Origin of the sequence: Shewanella sp. S23-S33, assembly GCF_043359565.1 — a bacterium.
Taxonomy (GTDB): domain Bacteria; phylum Pseudomonadota; class Gammaproteobacteria; order Enterobacterales; family Shewanellaceae; genus Shewanella; species Shewanella oncorhynchi.
Genome location: NZ_JBHFFD010000014.1, coordinates 233,160 through 245,807, shown reverse-complemented (window position 1 = coordinate 245,807; position 12,648 = coordinate 233,160). Strand labels below are relative to the sequence as shown.

Below are 12,648 nucleotides of genomic sequence, written 5' to 3'. Positions count from 1 at the left end.
TTGCCTATAAAAACGCCGCGGATTTTGCTAGACTCCGCGGCCCCGCGTTGGGGCATTGAGTATCACCTCGCATCAAAGTTTTACTACTTAGCTAAAGAGTCCCTATGAAATTTGAAACACTCGGTTTATCTTCTCCTATTTTGAATGCGATAACTGAGTGTGGCTATCAGCAACTCACTCAAGTGCAAGAGAAAGTGATCCCGCTTGCCTTTGAAGGCAAAGACATTATGGCCTGCGCCCAAACGGGTACAGGTAAGACGGCTTCCTTTGCTCTGCCTGTACTTGAAAAGCTGGCGGCTGAGTCTTTAACAAGCGACAGCAATGATAAACCGATTTTACGCGCGTTGGTGATGACGCCAACCCGCGAACTTGCGATTCAAGTCTGCGAAAATATCCAAAAATACAGCCAGTTCCTACCACTGAAAACCTTAGCGGTTTACGGTGGCGCCAACATGAATCCCCAGCGTAAAGGGGTAGAGCAGGGCGTTGATATTTTGGTGGCAACTCCTGGTCGTTTATTCGACATTATTGGCCAATTCCAGTTAGATTTGTCGAGCGTTACCACATTAGTGATCGACGAAGCCGACCGTATGTTAGACATGGGTTTTGTGCGCGACATTGAAAAAGTGAAACGCTTAATTGCGCCGCAGCATCAAACCATGTTGTTTTCAGCGACCTATAGTGATGCCGTCAAACAACTCGCCGAGAAAATGCTGAATGAACCTCAGTGGGTGAATGTTGCTGACACGACTACCGCATCCACAGTTGTGCAGGAAGTCTATCGCGTTGATAAACGTCGCAAAGCCGAGCTGTTGTCAGAACTCGTTGGCCGCAACAATTGGCGCCAAGTGCTGGTGTTTGCCAGCACGAAAGAAAGCGCCGAGCATTTGTTACAAGAATTAAAGCTGGATGGCATAGCCGCAGGTGTATTCCACGGCGATAAAACACAAGGCGCCCGTAATCGGGTGTTGGAAGAGTTTAAAGCCGGTAAATTGCGGGTGCTGGTGGCGACCGATGTGGCCGCTCGTGGTTTAGACATTCATGCCTTGCCTATGGTGATCAACCTTGAATTACCTTTCCTTGCCGAAGACTATATCCATCGTATTGGCCGTACTGGCCGAGCTGGATTAACGGGTCGCGCGATTTCGTTTGTTTCACCTTCTGACGATGAAATGCTCGCTGAAATTGAAGCCTTGATTGAGCAGAAACTGCCCGTGTCGGTACAACCGGGTTATGAAGAAGGCACGCCTTTGCCTGCCCGTTACCGTGATGCGCCCGCTGCACCGATTAAGCCTATTGGAAAGTGGAGCCATAAGGCGCCGCAGGATCGTACTATTGGTCAGTCTCGTCAGGGTAAGTACGCGAAAGGTAAAGCGCAGGACAGCAAAACCGGTGGCGATAAATCCTCTAGCCGTGCTAAGCCAGCTTCTGGCTCAGGTAAGCCGTTTAATGCGACTAAACCTAAGTCGAATTTGGTGAGCAATAAGTCAGGTTTTGGCTCTCGCACCAATAAGTCAAAATAGGCTAAGTCAAAATAAGTTAAGTCAAAATAAGTTAAGTCAAAATAAGCTAAGCCCAACAATCAAGGCTAATAAGTGCAAAGTGCCTATTAGCTTAGCCGTTTAACGGTTGCCTAGTTTGTTGAATAGTCAGTTGCATATTTTGCTACATAGCCTGTCGCTATTCTAAAAGCGCATCCTCACCGATGCGCTTTTTGTTGAGCTTCGAAGCCAATACTTCTACACTCGAGCGCCAAGCTTTCTATTCGAGCGAGTTTCCTTATGATTATCAAAGCGATTCCTACCAATATCATTACAGGTTTTTTAGGTGTAGGTAAAACCTCTCTGATTAAGCAATTGCTGGCGACTAAACCCGCGGATGAAATTTGGGCAGTACTGGTCAATGAATTCGGTGAGGTCGGCATTGATGCGGGGTTACTTAATTCCTCCGATAACGGCATACAAATTCGTGAGGTTGCGGGTGGCTGTATGTGCTGCGCAGCAGGCGTACCGACACAAGTGGCCATCAATCAGTTGATTGCGAAAGCGAAACCTGACCGCTTATTGATTGAACCGACTGGGCTTGGGCATCCTAATGAAATCATTAAAGTACTGAGTGCGCCCCATTATCAGAATGTGATTTCACTGCGTAGCACCCTATGTTTGGTGGACGCGCGTAAGATCCACGATCCTCGCTATCGCGAACATGCAAATTTTATCCAACAGTTGCAAGTGGCCGATGTGATCATCGCAACTAAGTCTGACTTATATGATGCTGAAAATACTAAGTTACTCTATGAATTGCAGACTTATTTAAGCCATATTGAACGTACTGATATTCCTGTAGTGAGCCACTCAAATCAACAGCCTTTACCTAGCGCTTTGCTGGACTATCTTAACCAACCAAGGCGCGTGTCACTCAATATAAATGGGCATGCTAGCGCGGGCCTAAAGCTGGGCAGCCTACCGACGACGGCCCCAAGCTTGTTTCGTGCTGGTGGTTCTCGCTTGAGTGAGTTGAGCCTCTTTGCCGAAGGTGCAATCGAAGCCGCACTTGATTTTGATGATCGCGGTATAGTGCGAAAGCAGAATCAAGGTGAAGGTTGTTTTAGCTGCGGCTGGGTGTTTGAACCGAGTCAAGAATTTGATTTTGATAAATTAATGGATTTTATTCAGCGGCAAGCTCAGTCATCCAACGTTGGGCAAGTGTTGCTTAGATTAAAGGCTGTGATGATCACTACTGATGGAATTGCGGGATTTAACTGGATTGACCATGAGTTTACTGTAGTTGAACTCGATGACACCTTAGATTCCAGACTAGAAATGATTACCATGGACGACGTTAATTGGGACGAGATTGAGCAGCAATTGATTGCTTGTCTTAGCTAACAGAGTTCCCCATCACTCTTTATTACAGGTGTGAGCAAAGATAAGAGGGGCGGATTTGGCGGGAACAGTAAGGTTGGATCAGTAAGGCAAGGTCACGCGGTATTTTTGGCCGAGTGTCGTGAGTGTGCCATTCTGGATCATCTCCTCGAAGAAGCTGTCAAAACGAGTTCTTAGCGGATCAAATTTAGCTTGTTTCGGAAAAGCCATAAAGCCGTCTCGCACATCGATTATCGGCATGATTGGCGTAATTGCTTTAGGGATTTTGATTTGGGCGAGCACTGCATTTGTATTGCGACTATTGGTGGCGAGTAAATCTAAATCACCCCGCGAAAGCCGTTCTATGCCACTTTTAATATCGACAAATTCATTGATATTTAATGATTTAGTTTGTTCAGTAAACCTTGTGCCATAACTCCAGCCCTGCATTTTTCCAATCCGTTGCGTTTTAATACTGGCATAGTCGCCATTCCACACTATTTCATTGTCTGCCCGAGCATAAAACACCATATCATCGCGGTAAAATGCCTTCGCCGCAAAAACCAAGTTGGCATTACGCTCTGGGGTATCGTAGGGACCAATAAGAATATCCGCTTGGCCACGTTCAACCATAGAGATAGCGCGGCGCCATGGGGTAATTTGATAGTGAATGTTCACACTTTGCTGCTGGGCGAAGCGATTCAAAATATCGACACCTAAGCCTGTATATTCTCCATTGGCTTGTAGTTCAAAAATTTGACTGAAACTCGAACCCACTGCGAGCAGGTCTTTGGCCTGTGCAGTCAAGCAAAGGCTGCTGAGCGCCAAAAGGACGACTTGTGCAAAGCCTTTGCTGAGTATCATGGCATTCCTTGTGTGGTTTGAATGCGGGAGGTTAGAACACTGTCTCTCGTAAAAGCGGCGATATCGTTATGCAATTCACTAGGGTTAAGGTTAGCAAATTTTACTCAGATTTGATTGCACGTTAACATTTTAATGTTTTGAAATAAATGGAAGATAAATCGTAAGGGCATTAAGCCGTTGATCTTCAATCGATACATCATCCTATCCCTCAGCCTGCTTAGTTACGCTTAAAGGTTTCAGTTTGTATCATTCACTGATGGGGTGGAGAAATGTATTTTCGTTATGCGTTTAAATCAGTTAAGGCCGAATAAAGGGGATTGGGGTATGCTCTGCCATTGATTGATTTATACCCCAATGCTGGGCGGTTTATTTGAGCGGGATGTTATGAAGCTGCAGGAAATAGATAAAACCTTGTATCGTAAAAATATGAATTTATTCATTGTTATTCTAGTTGTTAGCTTAGTCGTGTTATCACTGATTTTTGGTACTGGACTCATTGCGCTGTTTGGGGCGACGCCAGTGCCAGGTGAGCCAACAGGTAATTTTCACTTGAATCTCTTAGGCGTGATTTTCAGTTTGGGTCTGTGTAGCGCCGTGATTTACAACTTAAAAGACCGACCTTTTTTCAGCGAAATTTATTATGTGTGGCAATTAAAGCAACTCCATAATCGTATCTATCGCAAGTTGATAAAGATTAAAGCCGCTGCGGCGCAAAATGATGTGAATGCTTTGATTATATTGCTTTTTTATTACACCAGCTTAAGACAAGTGTATGTACTCGATGATAATACGCTGACCTTACCGGCACTGACTCAAGATCTCAATCGTTTGAATGCACAAATCGAAAGCCTAGGCTTATTGTTGTCGCCAGAACAATTTACGCCTGAGTTGCTGACAAGATAAGATGAGGATTGCTCCTCAACTTATCTTTGTCTTTTAATCGTTCGTTAGACTCGCTTAGGCGTCTTGCTGGGCTCTTTGTAGGGTGAGTAACCACTTACCATAGATGTAAATCCCTACCGCTGAGATAGTCCCTATGGCGGCTATGATGTACCACGCCATGCCAATGTTATGGCTGTGGTACAGCAATTGAGTGAGATCGTGTGCGTTTTCACCTGTGTAACTCACCAAAGTAGTAAAGGCTTCACCTTGGGGAATGGCGCTGACCTCAGTGCTGTTCATGCCGCGCTCTAGCAATAAATCCCGCGAAAACAATTCCTTTGATGCATAAATCTCGTAGAGTTTAGGGCCAAAGTAGCCTTCTAATCCCCAGCCGATCCCTTGGGGCAACATCACAAATCCCAAGTACATGGCTTTTTTACCTTCAGGAGCAATATTACCCATAAACTCGTTTTTCTTCGGGCTAATCATCATTTCGCCAATGGAGAACATGGCTATCGCGAATACGATAAACCATGCCGCATGGAAAGCACCGATAAACACAAAAGCTAAAATACTCAGCAAACAACCAATAAACATGGCGGTAGTAATACGGTATTTAGCCGTCAGCGCGGCGACGATAAAACAGCTGGTCATTATCATGCCCGCATTAAGGTTTAACATGCCTTCGGGCATCACCTTAGTGCCTTCGTTATTGAGGCCAAGCCAAAATTGCAGAATGCCATTACTGGTGCCTTCGCTGCCAAAGAGGGACGTGACGATTATGCTGGTATCGACCCATTCGGAAATATGGATAGGCAGCACATCGAATAGGGCATTGTACAAGAACCAAAAGCCTGCAAATACCAGCATATAGTAGATTACAATCGGCTTTTTCAGCTCGCGCCAAGCATCACGCCACAGGGATTCTTGTTCGACTTCACCCGATTTTATTTGCTTATTGCGTTCCAGTCGCTCGGCTTTACCTGGCTCGGTATAGGTGAGTAAGAATAAGAAGTTGAGTGAGATAATTGCGGCGCAGGCGAAAAATACATTGTCCCACGACAATTGGCGCATATGCACAGCAACTAAAGGCCCGAGGAAACCGCCAATGTTTACAACTTGGTAAAAAATGCCCCAAGCCATTGAAGTGTTGTTGCGATTAGTGGACAGCACTAAGGTGCCTTGAATGCCCGGTTTAAATATCCCTGTGCCTATGGCAAGGAGTAATGCACCGACAAGGAAGCCCCAAAAGCTGGGGAAGAATGCCATGACGAGATAGCCAAAGATTTTAATGATGGTGGAGCCGAAGATGGTTTCTTTGTAGCCCACTCGGTCAGACATGCCACCGGTGAACACGGGCACAAAGGTTTGCATGATCGCCCAGAGGGAAATAATAATGCCGTAGTCACTTAGGCTGATCCCAAGGCCGCCCGCAGACTCTGGCGCTTTAGCGTACAATCCAGCACTGGCTTTAACACCGTAGTAGGCGATACGCTCGACTAACTCCATACCACCAACTAACCAAAACACATAACCTAAGCTAGTAATGGAGGCCCACATGCCGAGCTGTTTGACTTCTCGCAGATCGTTGCCTGCATTTGGACTATTCTGACTCATGTCCTTCCCTTATTATTGTTATTGAATTTATTTCTGTTTAACCCATTAATTATCAAAAGCTTAAATTTATGAAGTTAATGATTTCATCTTGCTTAAATACGTTAATGGGCTTGCTTGAACGGATACTTTACCTAATTCGGCCTTAAACACCAAAAAAGTAGCAGAAAATGATGAATTAACCCACATCTGTTATTGAACTGTACTGAGTTTGTCATTTGGCTGAAATTGGACTGTTTCTGCTTAAGTCATTGTGATGATTAATCTTTATTGTTAATTATTCATAATGAACATGCTTTGAGTTCTCGCTATTTTTAGGTACAATCCATTGTCGCATTTTTGTTCACCCGATCATTTTTCTAAATAGATACGACTCTACCCCCCCCTTTTTGTGAGAAACGCTAATGACAGCAACAACATCTAATCATGCTCCTGCGGATATGAGCTTGCTCGAGGAGCCGATTGCGAAGCTTTTTTGGCGCTATACCATACCCACCATAGCCTCTATGTTGGTGACGGGCGTATATGTGACAATTGATGGCATCTTTGTTGGCCACTATTTAGGTGAAACAGGGCTGGCGGGGATGATGCTAGCTTACCCTGTGGGCGCGATTTTATACGCTATTGGCGCCATGGTAGGTATGGGTAGCGCGGCATTAGTGTCAATCAATCTTGGTCAAGGTAATGTAGTCAAGGCCCGTAAACTACTCGGTAATGCCTTTACGTTATGTTTATTAACCGGATGCTTTTTTGCCCTTGTTGGCGGGATATTCTCGCGAGATATTTTGGTCGCCCTCGGGGCGCAAGGTGAGATGCTCGAAAATGCTAACGAATACTTATTCTGGTATTTTGCACTGTGTCATTTCCCCATAATTTCAATGACCTTCACCACACTGCTGCGTAATGACGGCAGGCCATCCATGGTGACTTGGGTGCTGATTTTGGGTGGTGTATTAAACACTTTCTTAGACTGGCTGTTTATTGTGGTTTTCCCCTTTGGTTTAGCAGGTGCAGCGATTGCGACTATGTTGTCGCAGGCGGTAACGGGGCTTTTGTGTTTACAGCATTTTTTCAGTCCGCGCACTCAGCTTAAAATCACTTTTGAGCAGATGAAGCTCAAGCTCGACAATTGCCTTAATATAGCCCGCGTTGGTTTCCCCAGCTTTTTGATGAATCTGTATTTGTCGATAGTGTTAACCCTGCATAATACGGCTTTTTTGTGGGTTGGCGGTCCATTACATGTGGCCGCCTATGGTGTGGTGAGTTACACAGAAGCGTTTTTCTATCTGATTTTTGAGGGCATTGCGCTTGGTACTCAACCCATTTATAGCTTTAACGCGGGAGCTGGGCGTTTTGACAGGGTTAAACAAGCGCGCAATATTGCTTTTGGTATGACGTTACTCACCGCAGCTTTAGGTTTAGCGCTGATTTATTCTCGCCCTGAATGGTTAGTGTATTTGTTTGCCGGTGATAATCCGAATTTAACACCAGTGGCGATTGAAGGTATGCGCTGGTATTTTTGGGGTTTGCCTATGGAAGGCTTAATCTTAGTCGGTGCGAGTTTCTTCCAAGCGATTAACTGTTCGAAACAAGCTTCTATGCTGACGGGCGCTAAGCTTATTCTTATCGCTGCGATCATCTACTGCTTTGCATGGGCGTTCGGCGTGATTGGTGTGTGGGTGTCGCTCGCGACCTGTAGCACTATCTTGACGATATGGATGTTTTACGCCATGAAGCGAGTCGAGGCACGTTTGCATTAATTCTTGCTTTGGGCTGTATTGGTTTCGCCTGATATATTGACAAGACAAGGGGCGAGGCAAGTAACCTGTAGCTGTGGCATAAGTGTTTAGTTTTACGTAAATTTTACAATTGGGGCGATTAATGGCCCCAATTGTAATTGCCCACATATCTTTCGTCGTTAAACATGACTTAGGGCTAGCGTGGGATGATGGCCTCTGGTACATTTCGCTGGTTTAATCTGCAATCAAAAATGACTTATCCAAGCGTGCTCTTAAGTCGAGGCTATAGTCCTCAATTAATAGACTGAGTTCGCTTAGGCTTTTGGGTCTATTGATCGTTGATATGACTGGGTATTGAGCCGAATGACTCGCTCGTTGATTTTAGTAATTTATGTTTTATGAGGCCCTTATGCGCACCACTGCAGTCATTTCTATGCTGTTGCTTGGCGTGTTAACGACAGTTAATGCCAGTGCCAAAGAGAATGAGTTAGTGTTTGCCAGCGACTTCGAAGGCAATCGTTTATCTCAACCTTGGTCGTGGATCATGGGTTGTCAATTTGAAGGCGCTGAACCTCACACAGGTGAAAGTGCGCTGCTTTGTGTCGAAGGCAATAGCAGTATCGTCAGTAAGTACCCTATTTCTGAAGCGGGTCTATTAGAGTTTTGGGTCAAAACCCAGAATACTCAAACCCAATATCGAATCAATGTATTGACCTCTCCGGTATTAAAGCTTGATGCCCAGTGGCAGCATGTTGCTTTAATCGATATCACCCCCGGGGCTAACGAATATTTAGCGCACCGAGTGTCTATTGATGATCCGAGTCGCCAATATATCCGTCTTGATATTGAGGCCATTAATGGCCCTATCAGTTTGGACGATTTGAGCTTAGGTAAAATTCGCCTTGATATGGCCCTGCAAAAAAATGAGCAGAAAATTATCGGCGGGATTTTAGATAAGCTGAAAGCTGACAAGAATTACGAAGTGCAGTCTGAGTCATTTCGTACTTTAGGTAAAAATTATGCCGCTCAGCTCGAGAGCCAAAGGCAATACCTCGAGTACTCGAATGCTATTTATTCAAGTATCACCTTTGTGTTGGCGACGTCTGAGCGCAATAAAATGTCTAACCCTATGGGATATAATACATTTAGGTCGGTTTTAACTGACGCTAAACGTGTGGCATCACCTCTCCAACAGGCGCGTTTAGGCTCTATGGTGAAACCCTTTGGTGACTTAGCAACTGCCACCTTAAACGTGGTTAGTGCTGGCGCGTATTCCGCCTTTGCCGAACCCTTTAAGTCATTCTTAGCAGCGACTTTTGATCGCTCTAATTATGACAACAGTGACTTAAGCCGTAGTGATAAAAAGTTTGCTGAAGAAAATGGCCTGAAAATTTATCAGCAGGCCGAACGGTTTATGTCTGAAATCGAAAAAGAACTGCAACAAGTCACTGCACTCGATAATGATTTAGTCAGTATGCAGAAGAACTTAGATAATTTCCGTAAGGATCTCGACAAACATCTGCGCAGTTACTTACAGCATGCCAGTATTGCCCGCACTCCTGAAAATTACAGCCGAGTGATGAGTAAAGACGAGCAGGCACGAGCGTTGGTGATTGCCGAGGCGAGTGCCAATATCAGTGCTAAAGCTGAGGCGCTATTGGCTTCGAACAGCAATGCAGAGTTAGTGCAGTACATGATTAAAACCACTGAGAAGATTGATGAATTTCAAGAGTTCAAGGAACGTTTTAATCAGATCACTTCGGCCATGCTGACCTTCTACGACAAATTTGAGCGCTCAATTGCCGCTGAGCAAAACCCCTTTACCGATCCTAGCGACCGCGCCGTGTGGGAGCAGCACGCCAAAAGCGCCCGTAACTACATTCGCCAGTCGAAGGAAGCGTTCACTAAAGCCTTTATGTAAAGGATTGTTGTAAGTAAGTGGTAGTAACGGCCTAAAATTATGGCGATTTTTCTATTTTAGGTTTGGAGTTATCAAGGATAAAACAGATAGTCAGAATCATTTCTGTTAGTGGGCAAGGATGATGAGTAAACCCTATACAACAACTCGGTTTGACACAGATACCGCCACAATGGCGATATTTGATCCCGCGGCATTAACTCATCGCTGTGAAGATACGGCTGATTGGTGGTCTGTGCCGAGTGACGAAATTTTGGAAATCAATCAAGGTCATGTGCTATTCGTAGGACTTGGCGCCGATGGCTGTTATGAGGTTGAAATTTTCCTTAAGCTAGGTGAGGCTGGGCTCAATTCGAATTATCTCTCTGCAAACTTAACAATATTGTCAGGGTGCCTGTATATTGGCGCCGCCGAGCAAGTTCCAGCGGGAGATCTTGGGCCTGAAACAACCTATGGCGGCGCTTTAATTTATGCTGTGCGAGGGAATATTGAGGTGAGGGTGTATCGGCTTACACCCCATAAACTGGTGGTTGAATATGAGTCAACCTCAGAAGATGTACTAAACGAGTTTACGTCTAGCCCATTACTTTAAGCGGCTTACTTTATTCGCTACCATTTTTAATCCCTATACGGGCAGTTAAACACCAAAGGTAACTTGTTAATCATCAGGGGTAAAAAAGCAATTTAACATTATGAGTTCTATGATGAATAATACTAAATGGCGCGAATGTATGACGCTGTTAGCTTCTCGTCCTGTGTATTTGCAACTACAGTTGGTCGGTGAAGAGGACTATGAAGCCTCAAATCAAGTGTTATCCGAGATCATGGCTACTGATTGTCTTTTTGTGCAAAGGTGTATTCGCTATAAATCCATTAACGCGATTAGAATTGCGAAAACCGTTTTTCCCGCCGGTTTGGCGGATGACAATGTATTTCTGCTTGCTGAATTAAAAATCAGATTACAGCAACTCGGCCAGTTACCACTAATTGAAGACGATCAGTTTATTGTTATTCATGGCTATCATGACCTCATGGTTTGTTGAATCCAGAGCATCTACACTGGCTTACAACACACACCATATCTTAAGCTCGCTCTGCGATGGAGTTCATAGACTTCACAACCTAACAATGGCTCAGTTCTATTAAGAACTGCGCCAAAACGCTCAAAGTAGTCTTCATTAACTTGTTTTGCACTGATAAGTGGTACTTCAATACTGACATCTACACGACCTTTACGTATCAACGCTGGGTCAAGATTATCAGGATGATTTGTGGTCATTATTACAAGGCAGTCATCAAGAGGAATGATTCCGTCTAACGCGTTTAGAACGCCACCTAAAGTGAGTGGTGGGTTATCTACATTGCTTTCAGCAGTACGTGATACCGTAGCCTTTACACAGTCACAGTCCTCTATTAACAACATAGCTCCGGGTGGTACCTTTCTAATCGCCTTATGAATAGTGGCATCATTTACAGTCGATAGATTCAATATGTAAAGATCGCGATGATACTCAACAGCTAAGGCTCTCGCTATACCCGTCTTACCTGTACCCGTTTTGCCATGTAACAGTATGGTTAGCTTACTTACAACCGATTTCCCTCTACTTGCGAAGTTATCAACTTCTCCCATCAACTTCTGCTTAAACCCTTCATCTAGCACTAATTCACTAAAACCCGATGATTTCAATGTGCCATAGCGACACCATTCGGTTTCTTCGAAAATATTCACTTTTGGCTCTGTAGAGATGTCTCCACGAGTATCTTCTAAAAAACTATATAGTTTATCTTTTGCCCACCATGGTGCACTTACAGTAATAGTATCGTATGCCATCGTACTATCGACCTTAGAGCGGGTAGCCAACATGAAACAACCAGCGTATTTAAACAGGTGCATACCGTAGCCGATAGACTTAACACTGACACGCCCGTCGTAACTCACACTATAGTCATAGTACACAGCCTCAGAGATAGAGCGTGAAAAAAACGGAATGGTAGTATTACTGATCAAAAAGGACAGTTTATTGAATACCTCTGTGCGCGCCTGATGGCTATCGTCTATAGTGAGCCGCACAAACAGCAGACTACTGAGCCAACTTAACAGCTTCGTGGGGACATCTTTTAGCATGTAGCCTACGAGTCCAATTAACGTAAATGTTAATACTCCAACAATGACAGCCGTCAACAAAGGATCACCATTGGTGAGCGCCTTTATTTGTAGTAATACCTCGTTCATTTACTCACCTTTACTATAAATGCCTCATGGACATAGTCGAGAATACTATCAACCGAGTCGAGGATACTACTAAGGTATCCTCAGTATGTGCGCTATCGCACGTGGTTAAAGCGACTTGATAAAGATCCCCTGCTTATCACTAACGATTGTCTTAGAACGTAGTGATATCACAATTTAAATCAACATCTTAATGTTGGATTTATATTTAAGTGTTCACTAACGTACGCAGATAAATATCAGAGATGGCGCCGTTCATCAAAGAGCAGGACGGGACGACCCTCCTGCATCCACGGATTGACTTGAACAACATCCGTGTTTAACTGCCAGTTTGCCATCTGATAGGCAGGGCGCCTGAATGTCGTGCAATGCAGGGATGCATGAGAACGACCATGGCTCTCGTTCATAAGCTTAGAGGCCCTAGGTTTCTATTCACAGAGTCGGCGAGTGAATGCCATGGCAAGCCTGTAAACTGTTAGTCAATAAACGTTAATTGGTAAGCTGTGTTAGTGGTTTATCAGCCTACAACTCAAATAT

10 protein-coding genes are annotated in these 12,648 nt (G+C 44.5%); 7 read left to right on the top strand and 3 right to left on the bottom strand.

Features of this window, described 5'->3' with window-relative positions; translation table 11 throughout:
* The first annotated feature begins 104 nt into the window (after positions 1–104).
* Together ACHA99_RS04295 and ACHA99_RS04290 are read left to right on the top strand one after the other, a co-directional pair.
* Positions 105–1,523 carry a DEAD/DEAH box helicase gene (locus tag ACHA99_RS04295; RefSeq protein ID WP_393941237.1) on the top strand — a complete coding sequence of 473 codons (1,419 nt, stop codon included), beginning with the start codon at positions 105–107 and terminating at the stop codon, positions 1,521–1,523.
* 258 nt (positions 1,524–1,781) lie between these two features.
* Positions 1,782–2,888, top strand: a complete 1,107-nt coding sequence (locus ACHA99_RS04290) for a CobW family GTP-binding protein (RefSeq protein WP_393941236.1) — start codon at positions 1,782–1,784, stop codon at positions 2,886–2,888.
* A 78-nt stretch (positions 2,889–2,966) separates the two neighbouring features.
* Here ACHA99_RS04290 and ACHA99_RS04285 read toward each other — a convergent pair whose 3' ends face one another.
* The gene (locus ACHA99_RS04285) at positions 2,967–3,728 is read right to left on the bottom strand and encodes an ABC transporter substrate-binding protein (protein WP_168823321.1); all 762 of its coding nucleotides are present in this window, start codon (positions 3,726–3,728) and stop codon (positions 2,967–2,969) included.
* A 384-nt stretch (positions 3,729–4,112) separates the two neighbouring features.
* On the opposite strand from ACHA99_RS04285, the gene ACHA99_RS04280 reads away from it, so the two are divergent.
* Positions 4,113–4,631, top strand: coding sequence for a DUF3087 domain-containing protein (locus ACHA99_RS04280; protein WP_393941235.1), 519 nt, complete (start codon positions 4,113–4,115; stop codon positions 4,629–4,631).
* Between the two features lie 54 nt (positions 4,632–4,685).
* Here the strand turns inward: ACHA99_RS04280 and ACHA99_RS04275 are convergent, their stop codons facing one another.
* On the bottom strand, positions 4,686–6,227 hold the full coding sequence (locus tag ACHA99_RS04275) for an MFS transporter (RefSeq protein ID WP_393941233.1): 1,542 nt from the start codon (positions 6,225–6,227) through the stop codon (positions 4,686–4,688).
* Between the two features lie 401 nt (positions 6,228–6,628).
* On the opposite strand from ACHA99_RS04275, the gene ACHA99_RS04270 reads away from it, so the two are divergent.
* The 4 genes from ACHA99_RS04270 (at position 6,629) to ACHA99_RS04255 (ending at position 10,924) form a co-directional block, all read left to right on the top strand.
* Positions 6,629–7,984, top strand: a complete 1,356-nt coding sequence (locus ACHA99_RS04270) for an MATE family efflux transporter (protein ID WP_393941231.1) — start codon at positions 6,629–6,631, stop codon at positions 7,982–7,984.
* Between the two features lie 388 nt (positions 7,985–8,372).
* Positions 8,373–9,884, top strand: coding sequence for a hypothetical protein (locus tag ACHA99_RS04265; protein WP_113941018.1), 1,512 nt, complete (start codon positions 8,373–8,375; stop codon positions 9,882–9,884).
* 121 nt (positions 9,885–10,005) lie between these two features.
* Positions 10,006–10,473 carry a DUF6386 family protein gene (locus ACHA99_RS04260; RefSeq protein WP_393941228.1) on the top strand — a complete coding sequence of 156 codons (468 nt, stop codon included), beginning with the start codon at positions 10,006–10,008 and terminating at the stop codon, positions 10,471–10,473.
* A gap of 109 nt (positions 10,474–10,582) precedes the next feature.
* Positions 10,583–10,924, top strand: coding sequence for a hypothetical protein (locus ACHA99_RS04255; protein ID WP_393941226.1), 342 nt, complete (start codon positions 10,583–10,585; stop codon positions 10,922–10,924).
* Between the two features lie 11 nt (positions 10,925–10,935).
* On the opposite strand, the gene ACHA99_RS04250 is transcribed toward ACHA99_RS04255, so the two are convergent.
* A complete protein-coding gene (locus ACHA99_RS04250) occupies positions 10,936–12,114 on the bottom strand; it encodes an AAA family ATPase (protein ID WP_393941224.1) in 1,179 nt (392 codons plus the stop codon).
* Positions 12,115–12,648 lie beyond the last annotated feature (534 nt).